Origin of the sequence: Salmonella sp. WC3 (genome assembly GCF_042932255.1) — a bacterium.
GTDB lineage: Bacteria > Pseudomonadota > Gammaproteobacteria > Enterobacterales > Enterobacteriaceae > Salmonella > Salmonella enterica.
Window position 1 is genome coordinate 3532604 of the sequence record NZ_CP170629.1, and the last position, 17144, is coordinate 3549747.

The 17144-nt window shown below is 54.5% G+C and carries 11 protein-coding genes and 1 pseudogene; all 12 read right to left on the minus strand.

Annotated elements, in window-relative coordinates; translation table 11 throughout:
* Positions 1-30: 30 nt before the first annotated feature.
* Positions 31-4020 (minus strand): annotated as a pseudogene (locus tag ACFK9X_RS17295) (adhesion domain-containing protein).
* 137 nt (positions 4021-4157) lie between these two features.
* Positions 4158-5114, minus strand: coding sequence for a SinI family autotransporter-associated protein (locus ACFK9X_RS17300; RefSeq protein WP_151117134.1), 957 nt, complete (start codon positions 5112-5114; stop codon positions 4158-4160).
* A 57-nt stretch (positions 5115-5171) separates the two neighbouring features.
* Positions 5172-7364: an intimin-like inverse autotransporter SinH gene (sinH, locus tag ACFK9X_RS17305; protein WP_151117136.1), complete on the minus strand. Its 2193-nt coding sequence runs from the start codon at positions 7362-7364 to the stop codon at positions 5172-5174.
* Between the two features lie 345 nt (positions 7365-7709).
* Complete coding sequence (locus tag ACFK9X_RS17310) at positions 7710-7931, minus strand: zinc ribbon domain-containing protein (protein WP_000406469.1); 222 nt, start codon at positions 7929-7931, stop codon at positions 7710-7712.
* An 88-nt stretch (positions 7932-8019) separates the two neighbouring features.
* Positions 8020-9492, minus strand: a complete 1473-nt coding sequence (der, locus tag ACFK9X_RS17315; RefSeq protein WP_151117138.1) for a ribosome biogenesis GTPase Der — start codon at positions 9490-9492, stop codon at positions 8020-8022.
* 116 nt (positions 9493-9608) lie between these two features.
* On the minus strand, positions 9609-10787 hold the full coding sequence (gene bamB, locus ACFK9X_RS17320; protein ID WP_001177072.1) for an outer membrane protein assembly factor BamB: 1179 nt from the start codon (positions 10785-10787) through the stop codon (positions 9609-9611).
* A 10-nt stretch (positions 10788-10797) separates the two neighbouring features.
* Positions 10798-11418: a YfgM family protein gene (locus ACFK9X_RS17325; RefSeq protein WP_000409190.1), complete on the minus strand. Its 621-nt coding sequence runs from the start codon at positions 11416-11418 to the stop codon at positions 10798-10800.
* A 13-nt stretch (positions 11419-11431) separates the two neighbouring features.
* Positions 11432-12706, minus strand: coding sequence for a histidine--tRNA ligase (gene hisS / locus ACFK9X_RS17330; protein WP_001107141.1), 1275 nt, complete (start codon positions 12704-12706; stop codon positions 11432-11434).
* Between the two features lie 110 nt (positions 12707-12816).
* Positions 12817-13935 (minus strand): flavodoxin-dependent (E)-4-hydroxy-3-methylbut-2-enyl-diphosphate synthase, encoded by a 1119-nt coding sequence (gene ispG, locus ACFK9X_RS17335; RefSeq protein ID WP_151117140.1) that lies wholly within the window; start codon positions 13933-13935, stop codon positions 12817-12819.
* Between the two features lie 26 nt (positions 13936-13961).
* A complete protein-coding gene (rodZ, locus tag ACFK9X_RS17340) occupies positions 13962-14972 on the minus strand; it encodes a cytoskeleton protein RodZ (RefSeq protein ID WP_151117142.1) in 1011 nt (336 codons plus the stop codon).
* Positions 14973-15263: 291 nt separating this feature from the next.
* Positions 15264-16430 carry a bifunctional tRNA (adenosine(37)-C2)-methyltransferase TrmG/ribosomal RNA large subunit methyltransferase RlmN gene (locus ACFK9X_RS17345; protein ID WP_000003206.1) on the minus strand — a complete coding sequence of 389 codons (1167 nt, stop codon included), beginning with the start codon at positions 16428-16430 and terminating at the stop codon, positions 15264-15266.
* A gap of 206 nt (positions 16431-16636) precedes the next feature.
* Complete coding sequence (ndk, locus tag ACFK9X_RS17350) at positions 16637-17068, minus strand: nucleoside-diphosphate kinase (protein ID WP_000963846.1); 432 nt, start codon at positions 17066-17068, stop codon at positions 16637-16639.
* Between the last annotated feature and the right edge of the window lie 76 nt (positions 17069-17144).

The following is a 17144-nucleotide window of genomic DNA, read 5'->3' on the forward strand; positions in this document are numbered from 1 at the left end:
AAACGAGCTCCCGGCCCCATTCCCCATTCACTACGGCACCCGGCACGAGCCTAAGCCCGAGGTCGTCGCTTTTTCACGAGTACAGGTTGTCTGGCCGGTCGTTTCGTTAAATGAACAGTAGTACTTATTGCTTTGACCTTCATCTTGCGACACATAATCCCAGGACGATGTCGTCGGCCATTGCAACGTGCCGATAACACTCTGCAACGCTTTCAGATCGTCCAACGAGGCCATATTTTCCTGCGATCCGCAAATATGTGTCAGCGATGTTTCCACGTGTTCGGACTGATAATAATAGTTCGTCCCCCAGAATTCATTATTAAACGGCCAGGTATCCCGGGGCGCGGCAGAGAGCTCGGCTTTCAGGTACGGGCGGCGCAGCGTAACGCCGTTCACCTGCACGGTATCCGGCATATGACCCCAGTATGACGCATACGGCGTGTCCGGGCTGGTTTGTACCGTAAAGATTGCATCCACGCTCGCCGCCTCATCAAATTGATTCGCAAGCGCCGCCGTGACAGACGTTTTTAACCCCAGCGATTTATCCTGAGTTAACGTAAACCGCAACTTACCGTCATCGCCGGTGAAGCCAGACCATTTTGTGCTGAGGCCATTCTGGTTATTAAACGCCACTGCCGTACCCGCAGGTGCAACCGGCGTCAGCATCATATTCGCCGGCGAAGTTGTAAACGGAACCGGCTCGCCAATCACGCCTGGTTCAATGTATTGCTTATCCACCGCACCGCGCGAATAAGCGTAATCACGCGTCAACAGTACGGCCACCCCGGCCTGCGGCTGCCCGGCGTCGTTAGTCACCGTTACCGTCATCGGTATCGTTTCGCCTTTTTTCGCCACGGCCGCCGATTTATCGGCGTTCCATGCGTCGGAAGAGAGCGCGATATTCAGCCCGCTGCGCGATGTTGTCAGGCAGAGTTGTAAGTAGTAGTTACCCGGGTTTTCCGACATGCTGTAGTTTTTCCCCGTCTTGAGATCTTTATACTGCCAGTAAAGGGTTGAGCCTTTCAGCAGGCTATCCCCCGCCCACCACCGCTTCCCGACGGGCAATCCAATATCGGTCGCCACCTTGCCGCTTGGGTGATCGTTGTACAGCGCAGTGAAATCATCTATCGCAGCCATCTGGTTCATCGGACACCCGCCGTAATTGCCGGTATTAAAACTATTCACCATGATCCAGTTTTCATTGGTTTCGAAATAGGTATCCGTGTGCGCCTCCGATGAGGGCTCGCCTGCCACCAGCGGGCGCTTAAACTCCGCACCGTTGCTGGCGGTGAAGGTCTCCGGCATATGGCCGTACATGTTGGCCTTATCGCTGTCCGGGCTGGTGAGGACGGTGAACACCACCGGCAGCGATGAGGTCGCCGTCGGCGTATCGTTCAGATTCGCGGTCAGCTGGTTTTTCAACCCTATGCCGCCGGGTTCGGCAAGCGTCAGGGCCAGCGTACCATCCGCGCCGGTGGCGCCGGTCAGAACCGATGTGGCATAGTAAAACTGTTGCTGCGCACCGGTGAGCGGCGTCACCGTCATGTTGGTGGCGTTGGTGGTGTTAAATTTATTATAGTCGGTGTTGCGCGCCTTCCCGGCATCGCGTTTAAGCGAAAAAGTCGCATAAGGCACCGGGTTGCCCATCGCATCGGTAGTGGTGATGAGTAGCGGGATCGACTCGCTGTTTTTCGCCTTTACCGCCTGAATAGCGTCATCCATCGCCTGCGGGGAGGTGAGGGTAATCTGCGTGGCCTGCGGCAGCGGCGTCGTGGCGCAAATTTGATACTGCCAAGCAGTGCTGGTCGCGCTGTTTTCTGACCGACGCGAACCATCAGCCAGATCGACTGCGTAATAGAAGTCAAGTTTTGCCCCGCTGGAAAATGACGTCGAGTTCGATCCGCTCCAGTAAGAATAGTAGACCGGCCAGCCCTGGGCGGTATTTATCGTTCGGCTCGGGTATTTGCTGTAGAGCGAATCCAGCGCCTCAACGGCAGGGTAATAGCCCGCCGCGCAACGGGCCGGATTGGCCCCTTCACTGGCTGGCCCATGAAAAACCGCCCAGGTTTCGTTGGTTTCTTGCTTAGACGCAGTATTGTCCGTACTGGACAGCTCAGCGTACAGCAGCGGGCGCTGGTACACCGCGCCATCCGCCGCCGTCAGCGATGGCGCCATATGCCCCCACATGCGGGCGACGCTGACATCCGGGCTGGTGACGACGGTAAAGATAGTGTCGATGCTGGCACTCACGGCGGCATTTTCATACAGCGTCGCGTTAATCGCGGTGCGGGTGCCGTGGGTGTCCGGGCGGGTGACGCTGATGATACGGGTGCCGTCAGTGCCGGTCTGCGACCCCATTTTGGTGGTGGTCCATGCCAGCGATTCGCCGTCGATCACCACGGGCGTCACGATGCCTTGCAGATCGTCACCGTCCTGAGCGGTATACTTTTCGCCCCGGCGATCGTAACCGTCGCCGCGGGTGAGCACAAACGGCGCTTCCGGGATCGGGTTACCGCTGGCGTCCTTCACCGTCACCTTGAGCTGCATCGTCTCGCCCTTTTTCACTTTGACCGCGTGGACGTCGCTGCCGTCGTACCACTGCGACGGATTGACTGGTTCAATGGTGATGGACGCCGCCACCGGGTTATCGCTGGCCAGGCAGCTGGCGTAAATCGAGACGTTGCTGTTGGCAAATTCACTGCCGTTCGTCAGCGCGATCAGTTTCCAGGTGGTGGCGCTCTGGTAGGTGGACGACCAGTAGTTAAGATAGGTCGGCCAGCCCTGAATGCTGTGAATCTTGCCGCCGCTGTTGGCGTTATACAGCGCCTCAAGCTGGTCGATGCGCGGCAGGAGGTTCGCCGCGCAGCCGCCCGCATCCGGGTTGCCCACCGCGTCGCTATGGGCCACGCGCGCCCAGGTCTCATTGCTCTCGTCCTGGGTACGCAGCGGGTTGCTCACTTCACCCGCCAGTTTGGGCCGCTCAAAAGTCCAGTCGCCCACGGTAATCGTGTCGGCCATATGGCCCCACATTTTGGCCGCTGGCGTATCCGGGCTGGTGATGGTGGTGAAAATGACGGCGGTTTCAGCCGTAAGCGCCGGAAAGTTGACCGAGCTGACAACCAGCGGCGTTTTGACGCCGGGGCCTTCCTTCTGGGTGACCACCACCGTGGCGTTGCCGTTGGCGTCAGTGACGCCGCGATATTCCGTTTGGGTGGTCGTGAGCTCGGTATCGCCAACGCGAACCGGGTTGGCGTTATTGACCACACCCTAGCGGTTTTCCGCATCTTTACGGCGGATGACAAACGGCGCGTTGCCTTCGGGCGTGCCGTCGCACGCTTTGGTGGCGATGGTGAGGGTGATGCTTTCCCCCACCTTCACTTTTGATGCCTCAAAGGCCGAATCAACGTGATCGCCGCTGACTGTAACCGGCGTGTCGGTGGCCGGTTTAATGTTGAGCGCCACTTTCGGGCTTAACAGCGGAATGGTCGCATAATTCGGCACCCCGGTATTCGTAAAGAGCCACAGCGCGGGAACGTTGGTTTCATCTTCCACCTGCGCCCAGGCCACCAGCTGTCGCCCGGCGAGGTTTTGGGCGCAAAAGGTCAGGTTCGGAACCGGCTGCGGCGAGAGCGGCGTATCGGGCGTGGCGGCATCGGCCCATACCAGACCCATGGCGGGCGGCTGGCGGTTTTCCCAGGCGATGGTGGGCGGATCGCTAAAGAGATCGCCTTCGGTATCGGTGGAATTGACCGCCCGCATCGAGGTTGAGGTAGCATCCGCGCTAAAATCGCGCGGCATGGCGCTGAATTCAATATCGTGGGTTTTGCTCGGGTCAAGCAGCGTACTTCCCTGGTAAAGGGGGATAATAGCGCCGTCGGCCAGCGGCGCGGTGCCGTTAACCGCACCGGTGACTGAGTTCAGCTCTTGCCAAGTTCCGCCCTTCAATAGCGCCTGCGCAGGTGCGATCGACACTGCAAACATGATCAGTAATGTCAGTAAGAAATGTACAACTTTATTCACTTGCCGATTCCTGTCCATGAGCGATAGCCACCCGTTTTCATTCTCTGTCGTAATTCAACCCACTTTGCTTAGCGCGCGGCTAAGCAAAGTGCGCGGAAAATACCACTCCCCGCGGGGAGTGGTATGTTGAGGACAACTTATTTGCGTTTGTAGTCGATGGACAGACCAAAGCCCTGGACACCGTCGCTACCCACGGTAACGCCGCCGTCTGCTCCCTCGAACGCCGTTTTCGCTTCGGCGTTGGTGACAGGGATGACAAGGTCTTTATCGTTCCAGCTTTCGTTGACGATACCGCCGGTACCGGTACCTGCAATTTTACTGGTGCCGACGAATTTCCAGCGGTAGTCATACTGGCTGGTAACGTCTTCACCAGTATCATAGGTGCCGTTGCTGTTCTTATCGCTCCACAGCAGCACTTTATAGGTAGTGTCGGTTTTGAGCGGAGTAGAGGTACCCAGCAGGTTGGTGGCTGAGCCAGACTCATAGATAACCACATGGACGTTTTCATCCACCACCGGACCTTCCGGAATGTCGTCGCCATCCGCACCACCGCCCGCATCGGTCGACAAGTCTTTCAACAGCAGTTCGGTTGCCACGGCAGGGTCACCGGTGGTAGTGGTTGGCGTGATTTTGATACCGATATAACGATCCGCATCAGCGGCCTGGATTTCATAACTGTCACCAGTACCAAGATCTTTGGGGTCGCTGCCATTCTGATCGCTAAAGCTCACCCATTTCACGGTGGCTTTAGTTGCCGTGTTGTCGGTGTCCAGGTCGCCTTCCGTATCGCCAATCGCCCAGTTCACCGTGACCTTATCGCCAACGTGGAACTGCTTATCGCCTTCGGTCACAATTTTACGATCGCCGCGATCGATAGTTACCGTTACGTGATCTTTGTCGGTATCCGCAGTTTTATCCGCCGCACGGGTAATCCACGGCACCGTACCCTGAATGGTGCCCGTCTGTTCAGAGACAATCTGCCACTGCCCCGATTTCAGATTACCGTTTGCCGCCACCGCTGGCGCGGCGCAATACCCGGCAACTACTAATGCTAAAGCGACCTTCGTCAGCCGCCGTTTTACTGTTGCTTGCATTCAGACTCTCCTTTTTCTCAAAATTCAGCGGCTGGCTGGTCAGCCACAACGCTGACGCTATTTCTGACTATACGTAACGCGTATGCCGTAACCCTGAACGCCATCTTCCACATTGGCGGCAAACTTCTGCGCCGCCTCTTTATTGGTTACTGGCAGGACAAGATCTTCATTCATGGTGTTGGCCAGCGCGCCGGTATGTCCGTTTGTACTCTGCCCGGTAAACTCCCACTGGTAGTCGTACAGCGCCATCTCTTCTTCCGTGAGCTGCTCGGACATCTGGAATATGCCGTCTTTATTTTTGTCGCGCCACAGCAGGAAACGGTAAGCATTATTGACCGTAGGGTGCTTATCTTCTTTGCCGATAAGGTTGACAGGGTTGGCGGCTTTGACCTGATAAATCACCGCATTCAGCGCGCTCAGGTTGTCGCCGATAAAAGTGACATCAACGTAGTTACTGTCGCCATAGGCGTCTGCTTTCGCCTTCCAGCGGAAAGTGCCTGGCAGGGTGCTGGAAAGCGTCACCGTCCCCGCTTCTTTGTCACGACTGGCAATAAACACGCAGGGGGTTTCCGTGGTGCAGGGCGTCTGGGCCAGGGTGACTTTTTTATCATTGCTGTCGTACAACACGGGCGTCATGGCATCGTCCACCAGTTCGTTACCATTGCGATCCGTGGAGTCGCCAAAGGAATCGGTGATCAGCAGATCCATCACCACGCCGTCTTCGCCATCGGCCAGCGCGCTGGCTTCATGGCTGTGATCGCTGCGATCGGTATCGGCAATGTTGTCGACGATCAGCTCAATTTTGCGATCCTGCTGGACGGTGATTTCCACCACGCCGGAGTTCTGCTTATTGCCCTTTTCATCTTCCAGCGTCATGCGTACTTTCCAGGTGTTCAGGGCGGTGCGCTGCTCTTCGGTATCGGCATTAACCCAGGCAGGAAGCACCAGATTCCAGCTGTTATTGTTGCCTTCGGTTAACGCATTAGCTTTTACCACCGGCATCACCAGCGTACGGGCGGCGTTGTTTTTCGCCTGCCAGGAGGCAGAAATAATTTTGTAATGGTGGTTAATCAGCGCGTTGACAATCCATTTGCACTTTTCCAGACCAACAGCGGCCTCAGGCGTATCTTCAATCACGCATTCCGGGTGTTCATTGGTGGCGTCAGCCTTCAGCCACAACGTGACATCCAGCGGATCTTTCTCGCGATATTCGAGAATGATGAAATTGTTACGATCGACAAAATCGGTGCGGCTGCCCATTAAGGAGTGCTGAATTTTAACGTTTTCCGGATCGAGCTGCGCCGCCAGCGGCGTGCCTATCTGGTAGTTCACGGTCGCGTTAACGCTAAAGTCGTTACTATCGCCAGTACCGGCTTTGTAATCCGTACCAACCGTGACCAGCGGTACCGGCGTATATTCCAGCCCCAAAGTGACGGCATGAGGATCTTTTTGCAGATTATCGGTGCCAAACAGCGCTACTTCATCGCCGTAGTACTGTTCGTAAACTAATTTAGCGCCAAGCTGCGGATAAAACGGCAGCCAGCTTTCCATGCGGAAATCCCAGCCGCGCGCGGGTCGTTCTTCATAAAAGTCGAAATCTTCGGAGTCTTTCCAGTCAGAAAGAGGATGGTAATAGTTGCCGGAGAATTTCAGATAATCCGTCCAGGCTTCGGTTCCCAGACCTAATCGACGGTGACCGCGCGTAAAATCGTAGTCATAGAATGCGTTGCCGCCAAGCAGCCAGTTGCCGACGTTCTGGCGAACGCCAAGCCCAAAGTTACCAATGGTGCGGTCTTCCTTACGCTGAGCCGAAATCTGGCTAAAGAAAAGCGTGCTCTGGTTGTCATACCAGGGAATAAAATAATCCAGCGAACTGCCGTCCAGATCGCCGCCTTCGCCCACGGACAGGCTGGTACGGATCTTGCCATAAGGTGACATTACACCTTCAAGATATGACTGTGCTGAGGAAGTGATTTGGTTTTGCAAATAGCTACGCGCCTGGGATTCCAGCGCTTCCGGGGTGAGATTATCAAAGCCCTGGGTGGCGGAATTAATAAAGTAGTCAGCGCCCTGTTCTTTAAAGGACTTTCCTTTATTTTCCTGTTCTTCTTTTTTCGCGGATTCGCTGGCTAAATCAGGCAGGGAGGAGTGGCTTTCATCATTTGCAGATGCAGAGTTATCTGCGCCAGAAGCCGCAACTGAGACTCCAGACACTAATAGCAAAACCAGAATGCGAATCCTTCGCACCATATGATATCCCTGTCGTTAAATAAACACGCCTCTATGAAAAGATATTATATGGATGATTCAGATGGAATCATAACTAACAGGCCTAAATATATTCCTAAAAAGAAAAGTTTAATATAAAACAGATTTATAATATTGATATAATAAATAAAAAGAAAGCTGTTATTTATTTCTAATATTAATTTTCGGGAATAATATTCCCTATAAATAGTTGAATCAATAAAAAGAATAAAATAACCGCCGGGCAGGATACTATGCTGATATTACGGGAGTATCGAATAACGCTTTTGCCCTTAGCCGGATAAGACGTCGGCGCCTCTGCTCTGCGGCGCAACGTCGACAGCGGTTTTATTGATCGGAAATGACGAAGTTAACCCGTTTTTTTGAAATTAAACCATGACCGTTCTGGCAAAAATAGTCCACTGCGCCGCAGGCTTTCAAAACCTGTAACGGCTGGCGGCAGTCAGGACACATTGCCTGTAACGAGAAATCTTTAGCGCATGTCTCGCAATGCGCTGTATCGCCATTGCGCTCCAGCGCGTGATGGCAAACGGGGCAGGTTATTTCCATAACATTCTCCTCAGGCGCGTGACTTACTTTTACTTGAAAGGCCTGATAGCGCAGCGCTTGTCAGGCCTGGAATATTACTGAAAAAGCATTACTTGCTTTTCTTGATATGTTTCATCAGACGCTTACGTTTGCGCATTTGCGTTGGCGTCAGTGTGTTACGCTTGTTCGCATACGGGTTCTCCCCTTCTTTAAACTGAATGCGAATCGGCGTCCCCATCACTTCCAACGACTTGCGGAAGTAGTTCATCAGATAGCGCTTATAGGAGTCTGGCAGATCTTTTACCTGGTTGCCGTGAATCACCACAATCGGCGGGTTATAGCCGCCAGCGTGGGCATATTTCAGTTTTACACGGCGACCACGCACCAGCGGCGGCTGATGATCTTCCACCGCCATCGTCATGATACGGGTCAGCATCGCAGTGCTCACCCGGCGAGTGGAACTGTCGTAAGCCTCGCGTACGGACTCAAACAGGTTGCCGACGCCGCTGCCGTGTAGCGCAGAGATAAAATGGACGCGGGCAAAATCAATAAAGCCCAGACGGAAATCCAGCGTCTCTTTCACCTGCTCTTTGACTTCCTGGCTCAGGCCATCCCATTTGTTGACTACGATAACGAGTGAGCGCCCACTATTGAGGATAAAGCCCAGCAGAGACAAATCCTGGTCGGAGATCCCCTCGCGCGCATCGATAACCAACAGTACGACGTTAGCGTCTTCAATCGCCTGCAACGTTTTAATCACCGAGAACTTTTCTACCGCATCGGTGATTTTTCCGCGCTTACGCACCCCCGCCGTGTCAATCAGCACATATTCCCGTTCGTCGCGTTCCATCGGGATATAAATGCTGTCGCGAGTGGTGCCCGGCATGTCGTATACCACCACGCGCTCTTCACCGAGAATACGGTTAGTGAGTGTGGACTTACCTACGTTCGGGCGACCAACAATCGCCAGCTTTATCGGCAGGCTTTGCGGGTCAAAATCATCTTCCGGCGCTTCTTCACCATTTTGTTCCGCCTCGAACTGCGCCCAGTATTCCGCGTCTTCATCCACCTCTTCCTGCGGCGCGACATCATCCATCCACGGCAGAAGCACATGTTCCAGTAGGCTCAATACGCCGCGACCATGTGAGGCGGCGATAGGGTAAATTTCGCCTAATCCCAGCGAGTAAAAATCGACAACCGCCTGCTCGGGATCGAGACCATCCGTTTTATTCGCCACCAGGAAGGTCGGTTTTTCACGGGAACGTAGATGTTTGGCAATCGCTTCATCCGCCGGCATCAGGCCAGCGCGCGCATCAACCATGAATAACACCACATCCGCTTCTTCAATCGCCAGCAGCGACTGTTCCGCCATCCGCGTTTCGACGCCGTCTTCGGTGCCGTCAATACCGCCGGTGTCGATACAGATAAACTCGCGGCCTTCAACCTCCGCACGACCGTACTTACGGTCACGAGTCAGACCCGGGAAATCCGCAACCAGCGCATCTCGGGTGCGGGTCAGACGGTTAAATAGCGTGGATTTTCCGACGTTAGGGCGCCCGACAAGCGCGACCACAGGTACCATGTTTAAAGCCTCATTAAAAAAATCATCAGACAACGCGCGCATTTTGCGCCATTGTTAAAAACAGGAAAACGGCCCCTACACCAAGAGCCGTTTTTTAAAACGCACAACCGTGACGATTAACGCGTAATCGCGTAGACCGTACCGTCTTTGGCCTGGATGAGCAGTTTACCATCCGCCACCGTCGGTTCGGTCAGGAAACCGGAACTGTCTACTTTTTGTTGGGCCACAAAACGCCCGTCATCAACATTAATCCAGTGCAGATAACCTTCGCTATCGCCGACGACTAAATCACCATTATACAGCACCGGGGAGGTCAGCAAACGGTGCAGCAGATCGCTTTGCGTCCACAGCGTTACGCCGCCGTCAGTGGTCAGCGCCAGCACGCGATCGTTCTGATCGACCAGGTAGATACGGTCGCCGTCGACGATAAAGTCATTGACCGAACCCAGCTCGCGTTTCCACATAATCTGACCGCTGCGCAGATCCAGCGCCGTTAAGTTACCATTATACGCCAACGCGTAAACGACGCCGTTTACCACAACCGGCGTGGTATCAACGTCGCTCAGACGGTCAATTTCCGTTGGGCCAGTGGCCTGGGAGATACGCTGTTGCCAAATCATCTGGCCTTGTTGCATCAACACGGCGCTGACGCGGCCATTGTCGCCACCAACGATAGCCGCGCCGAACGCGGTTGCCGGCGCAGATTCCCCGCGCAGCGACAGCGAAGGCATATCCAGGTTCACCGTCCATTTAATGGCGCCATCCGCCTGATTTAGCGCCTGCAACTGACCGTTGCTGGTATGGATAAGGACGATTCCATCACTGACAACCGGACGAGACAACGCTTCGCCTGCGACCTTCGTCTGCCATGCTGTAGTGCCGTCGCTGGTATTCAGCGCATAAACCTCGGCCTTTTCACTGCCGATATAGACGTGACCGCCCGCAACAGTGACGCCGCCGGACAACAGCGCGGACGAACGAGAGAACCAGCCGTCTTTCTCGCCCAGATTCACAGACCAGATCTCTTTGCCATCATCCGCATTGAGCGCTTTTACCACGCCCGCGCGATCGGCTGCATAGACCACGTTATCTGCCATTACCGGATGAAGGTTAGAATAAAATTCGCCAATTCCGTTACCGACAGAGGTGCTCCAGACAGTGGTCGGGGTAAACTGGTTTTCAACCTGCGGTAATGGAGACATCTTGACGACATCTTCTTCGCCGCTAAACAGTGAACAGCCGCTGAGCAGGGTAACGGAAAGCAACCCTGGCAGAAGTAATTTACGCAATTGCATCGGGTCCCTCTCAGATGGACAAATTATTGATTTTCATCTGCATCATTTCGCTCAACGCCGGAGAAGCATCGCTATTGACGCCCGCTTCCCATGCGCTGCGCGCGCCTTTTTTATCACCCTTACTCAGCAACGCTTCGCCGCGCAAATCAGCGACAATGGCTGTCCATCCTTCGCCTTTAACGGCATCCAGAGTTTTCAGCGCGGCGTCGGCTTGCTTAAGCTGCAACTGAACGCGAGCGAGACGCAGATTAATCACCGCTTTGAGATTTTCATCGCTGGTGGCCGCCAACCCCTGCTGCAACTGGGCTTCGGCTTTTTTAAGTTCATTCTTATCCACAAACTGCTGCGCCAGTTCCATAGACGCCAGCGCACCATAGGTGTTTTTATTCTCAGCCGCGAATTTTTCAGCGGCGGGAATGCTATCCGGCTTATCGGCGCTTACCGCCGTCACCGCATTTTGATACGCCAGAGAAGCAGCACGCGCGGACTCCGTCTGATGGCTGCTCCAGTAACGCCAGCCAACCAGCGCGCCAACCCCTAAAATCACTCCGACAGCCAGCGCTTTGCCGTTTTCGGCAAAGAAGCGTTTAATCGCATCCACCTGGTCGTGTTCGTTCTCGTAAATTTCCACGCTGTCCTTCTCCTTAGCCCAATAAAGTGCGCAAATGCGCGGCAACGCTGTCCTGCGCCACTGCCGTTTGCTCACCGGAGCGCAAATCCTTCACTACAACAGTCCCATCAGCGACTTCAGATTCGCCAAGAACCAGTGCAATACGGGCGCCCCACTTATCGGCGCGGGCAAACTGTTTCTTAAAGTTGCCGCCGCCGTGGTTTGTCATTAGCTTCACGCCTGGCATTTCATCGCGCAGCCGCTCCGCCAGCGTCATTGCCGCAGACTGCGTTTGTGCGCCGGCAGCTACCAGGTATATATCGACAACAGGAGAGGCAATAAATTCCGGATTAACTGCCTGAACTAACAAAACAAGTCGTTCCAGGCCCATCGCAAAGCCCACTGCCGGGGTAGCGCGACCGCCCAGTTGTTCCACCAGACCGTCATAACGACCACCCGCACAGACAGTGCCTTGTGACCCCAGACTGTTTGTTACCCATTCAAATACGGTGCGGTTGTAGTAATCCAGACCGCGTACCAGACGCTGGTTGACGGTGTAGGCAATCCCCGCCGCGTCCAACAATTTACACAGGCCGGCAAAGTGCTCGCGTGAATCGTCATCGAGATAGTCGCCGAGAGCGGGCGCGTCGTTGAGCAGCGCCTGCACGTCCGGATTTTTTGAATCCAGCACGCGCAGCGGATTGGTATACATACGGCGTTTGCAGTCTTCGTCCAGCGTCTCTTGATGCTGTTCGAGGAACGCGACCAGCGCATCGCGATAGTTCGCACGCGCCTCTAAGGAACCAATAGAGTTCAGCTCCAGGCTAACGTGTTCAGCGATGCCCAGCGCGCGCCACCAGCGTGCGGTCAGCATAATCAGTTCCGCGTCGATATCCGGGCCTTGTAAGCCAAAGACTTCGGCGCCTAGCTGATGGAACTGACGGTAGCGACCTTTTTGCGGACGCTCATGACGGAACATCGGCCCGATATACCACAAACGCTGTTCCTGATTGTACAGGAGACCATGTTCGATGCCGGCGCGTACACAGCCCGCCGTACCTTCAGGGCGCAATGTCAGGCTATCGCCGTTGCGATCCTCAAAGGTGTACATCTCTTTTTCAACCACGTCAGTAACTTCACCGATCGCGCGTTTGAATAACGGGGTCTGCTCTACAATCGGCAAGCGGATTTCACTGTAACCGTAGCTGCCGAGCACGTTTTTGAGTGTGCCTTCAATGCGCTGCCAGATGGCGGTTTCGCCAGGCAGATAATCGTTCATGCCGCGAATGGCTTGAATGTTTTTTGCCACGTTTATTCTCTTTCTGAATATAAAAATGAACCCTCAGCGCTTCCCCGAACGAACCGGGAGCCATGCGGGTTCAATCATACACGGGAAGCGCGCCGCTTCCCATCACGTTCTTATTTTTCAACCTGCAGCACGTCAATCCGACGCGCTTCATCAAGTTGACTTGCTTTCGCGCGAATACGGGATTCAAGCTGCGCGATCATATCGTCGTTATCGAGTCTGTCCTTGCGCACGCCGTCTTCATACAGGCCGCTTTTCTTATTGCCGCCCGTCACGCCCAGCGTCGATACCAGCGCTTCGCCCGGTCCGTTCACCACGCAACCGATGATCGAGACGTCCATCGGGGTGATGATATCTTCCAGACGCTGCTCCAGCGCGTTCACCGTGCCGATAACGTCGAACTCCTGGCGAGAACAGGTCGGGCAAGCGATGAAATTGATGCCGCGCGCGCGAATGCGCAGCGACTTCAGAATATCGAAACCGGCTTTGATCTCTTCCACCGGGTCGGCCGCCAACGATACGCGCAGCGTGTCGCCGATACCTTCCGATAACAGCAGACCTAAACCGATCGCCGACTTGACCGCCCCGCTACGCGCGCCGCCCGCTTCGGTGATCCCCAGATGCAGCGGCTGATCGATCTGTTTAGCCAACAAACGATAAGACTCAACGGCAAGGAATACATCGGACGCTTTTACGCTCACTTTGAACTGATCAAAGTTGAGACGATCGAGATGATCGACATGGCGCATGGCTGATTCCAGCAGCGCCTGCGGCGTCGGCTCACCGTATTTTTCCTGCAGATCTTTTTCCAGCGATCCGGCATTTACGCCGATACGAATAGGGATGTTTTTGTCGCGCGCGCAGTCCACCACCATACGAATACGTTCTTCGTTACCGATATTGCCGGGGTTGATACGCAAGCAGTCAACGCCGTATTCCGCCACCTTCAGCGCAATGCGGTAGTCGAAGTGAATATCGGCAACCAGCGGGACGTTAACCTGCTGTTTGATAAGCTTGAACGCTTCGGCGGCGTCCATGGTCGGTACAGAAACACGAACAATATCTGCGCCAACGCGCTCCAGCGCTTTGATCTGATTAACCGTCGCTTCCACGTCAGTGGTACGCGTGTTAGTCATCGACTGGACGGCGATGGGGGCGCCATCGCCAATCGGCACATTCCCAACGTAAATACGTGTCGATTTTCTACGTTGAATCGGAGCCTGGTTATGCATGAAAAACCTCCCGCGTTACCCGTCTGTTACTGCGCCGGTGTCGGTTCGGCATTAAGGGTCAGACGCGCAACCTGATTAGTTCTGATAAAGCGGCTCAGATCGACAGGTTTTCCTTGATACTGGATCTGCACCGCGGCCGGCGCGCCAATTTTAAGTTTATAAGGCGCCTGACCGGTTAGGTTTAAATTACCATCTTTACGCTGCATACCGCTAAACAGCTTCTTACCCGTGGTGTCAGTGACTTCGAGCCAACAGTCAGCGGTAAAATTCATCACCAGCGCGTTCGGATCGGCAGCAGGCGCCGCTACGCCAGCCTGACTGGTCGGCAGCGCGGACGGCGTCTCCGTTGCCGCTGGCGCGGCAGATGTCGCAGCCGTATCGACATTCGCCTGCGAAGGCGCGACTACCGTATTTTGCGTCGCCGCCGCCGTTGGCGCTGGCGTTTGCGTTTGCGTCGCCGCCGTCGAATCAACCGGCGTCGCAGGCGCCGGAGCCGTTTGCGCTGGCGTCGTATCCTGGCTTGTCACGGCACCGGTGTCCAGCGGTACGCTTTGGCCGCTGTCTTTATCTGCGTTCAGTTCAGCCGTGCTTTGATCGGCCATTGTCGTGATCTCTTCCTGCTGCGCCTTATGGTTCTGCCACCACCAGGCGCCGGTCAGCCCTACGACCACAAACAGTACCAGCCAGGTAAAAGACATTAACCAGCCGTCGCGTTTTTTACGACGCTTTCCTAATGAGAAACTCTGCATCGGGGCGACTTTAGCGGCGCGCAGCGGGGCCTGCTTTTCCAGCCCCGGCAGCAGTTCCTCTTCTGGAACATGCACCAGACGCGCATATGAGCGGATATATCCGCGCAGGAAGGTTGAAGCAAGATCGGACGGCGCCTTATCTTCTTCAATATCGCGTACCGTAGAAACCTTCAGGCAAAGTCGCTCAGCGACAGCCTGCTGGCTGAGTCCGAGTTGTTCACGGGCATTGCGCAGACGAACGCCGGTGGTTTGTGCTTCATTTTGGTCGTGCGTGGCTTCAGTATTCATTCGCTACAGCTACAGGTACGTGTAAATTAGGATTCAGGCGCCGACGAGCCGTAATGCCCGCCCACACCGCGAAACATCAGGTTAGTTAACCTTAGTCAGACAGTATAAGCCTGTCAGGCCGCAGATGACAAAACCGCTAAGACACAAGGCTAAACTCTTGTTGCACCATTACATACTGCCTTAAAGTCGACAAAAACGCACCGTTATTATTGACCAGACAAGTACAACGCCAGACATTATTCAACTGACATTGCGCCACGGTATAATGAATGCCCCGTGGCGCAACTGCTATCAAATAGCCTTGATGTCAATCACCTCTCCCTGCATACGCTTACGCAGGGTACGTTTGGTACGGTCAATCACATCGCCAGCCAACTGTCCGCATGCCGCATCAATGTCATCGCCACGCGTCTTGCGTACGATGGTCGTGAAACCATAACTCATCAGAACTTTAGAAAAGCGATCGATACGGCTGTTAGAGCTGCGGCCATACGGCGCGCCAGGGAACGGGTTCCACGGAATCAGATTAATCTTACAAGGCGTCTCTTTTAGTAGCTCCGCCAGTTGATGCGCGTGTTCAGTGCCGTCGTTAACGTGGTCAAGCATCACGTATTCAATCGTCACGCGCCCCTGATTGGCGTTGGATTTCTCCAGATAGCGGCGAACCGCGCCCAGGAACGTTTCGATATTGTATTTTTTGTTGATCGGGACGATTTCGTCGCGAATAGTGTCATTCGGCGCATGTAAGGAGATAGCCAGCGCGACATCTATCATATCGCCCAGTTTATCCAGCGCAGGCACTACGCCGGACGTTGAGAGCGTGACACGACGTTTGGACAGGCCGAAACCAAAGTCATCGAGCATAATTTCCATCGCCGGTACGACATTGGTCAGGTTAAGCAATGGCTCGCCCATCCCCATCATGACCACGTTGGTGATCGGACGCTGGCCGGTGACTTTGGCCGCGCCGACGATTTTCGCCGCACGCCAGACCTGACCGATAATTTCCGATACGCGCAGGTTGCGGTTAAAGCCCTGCTGCGCAGTTGAACAAAACTTGCACTCCAGCGCGCACCCTACCTGTGAAGAGACACACAGCGTAGCGCGGTCGTCCTCCGGGATGTAGACCGTTTCAACGCGCTGATCGCCGACAGCAATCGCCCACTTAATGGTGCCGTCTGAGGAACGCTGCTCTTCAACGACCTCCGGCGCGCGGATTTCCGCGACCTCTTTTAATTTGCCGCGCAACACTTTGTTGATGTCGGTCATCTCATCAAAATTATCGCAGCAATAGTGATACATCCATTTCATCACCTGATCGGCGCGGAAAGGCTTTTCACCTAAGTTTTTAAAAAACTCGCGCATCTGCTGACGGTTGAGATCCAGCAGGTTGATTTTTGTTTCGTTGTTAAGAACTACCGGGGTACTGCTTTCAGGTGTGACAATTTGTTCAGACATATGCTATTCCGGCCTCGTTATTACACGTTATGGCCCCTGGAGGGTTGAAAAAAGAAACGCCCCGGTAAGCTTACTGCTCGTCCGGGGGCGCTGCATTGTACAAATTCTGGCGTAAGGATGCCACGTCTGCACGCGGCATTAGCAAAAATAATATTTGAACCGATAATTTATCGCCAACGCATTTACAGCGTGAAAGACGAAGGAGATTAACGGGTGCGCGGGCACACTTCGCCTTCACCGAAGAAAAAGGCGATTTCGCGCTGCGCGGATTCCAGCGAATCCGAACCGTGGGTGCCGTTTTCAGTTAAGCTATCAGCGTAGTCGGCGCGCAGCGTACCCGCCAACGCGTTCGCCGGATTGGTGGCGCCAAGCAGATCGCGATGACGCTGTACCGCATTTTCACTTTCCAGCACGGATACCACGATAGGGCCAGAGGTCATGAACTCCACCAGACCGTCAAAGAACGGCTTGCCGTCGTGCTCAGCATAGAAGCCGCGCGCCTGCTCAACGGTCAGGTGCAGCATTTTAGTGCCAACAATTTTGAACCCTGCAGCTTCAAAGCGCGCAAAGATGCTGCCAATAACGTTTTTTGCCACCGCGTTGGGTTTAATGATGGAAAAAGTCCGTTCAATAGCCATGTTTACCTCTGAAATATGTTCTGTTGTTATGTCAGGCGCGGATTATAAAGAGCATCCCATCAATTGCCTATGGATG

What these genes read in the sequence shown, in the direction of transcription:
- ACFK9X_RS17300 (WP_151117134.1), bottom strand. Translation starts at nt 5,114, where the DNA reads ATGCAAGCAACAGTAAAACGGCGGCTGACGAAGGTCGCTTTAGCATTA.
- sinH (WP_151117136.1), bottom strand. Translation starts at nt 7,364, where the DNA reads ATGGTGCGAAGGATTCGCATTCTGGTTTTGCTATTAGTGTCTGGAGTC.
- ACFK9X_RS17310 (WP_000406469.1), bottom strand. Translation starts at nt 7,931, where the DNA reads ATGGAAATAACCTGCCCCGTTTGCCATCACGCGCTGGAGCGCAATGGC.
- der (WP_151117138.1), bottom strand. Translation starts at nt 9,492, where the DNA reads ATGGTACCTGTGGTCGCGCTTGTCGGGCGCCCTAACGTCGGAAAATCC.
- bamB (WP_001177072.1), bottom strand. Translation starts at nt 10,787, where the DNA reads ATGCAATTGCGTAAATTACTTCTGCCAGGGTTGCTTTCCGTTACCCTG.
- ispG (WP_151117140.1), bottom strand. Translation starts at nt 13,935, where the DNA reads ATGCATAACCAGGCTCCGATTCAACGTAGAAAATCGACACGTATTTAC.
- rodZ (WP_151117142.1), bottom strand. Translation starts at nt 14,972, where the DNA reads ATGAATACTGAAGCCACGCACGACCAAAATGAAGCACAAACCACCGGC.
- ACFK9X_RS17345 (WP_000003206.1), bottom strand. Translation starts at nt 16,430, where the DNA reads ATGTCTGAACAAATTGTCACACCTGAAAGCAGTACCCCGGTAGTTCTT.
- ndk (WP_000963846.1), bottom strand. Translation starts at nt 17,068, where the DNA reads ATGGCTATTGAACGGACTTTTTCCATCATTAAACCCAACGCGGTGGCA.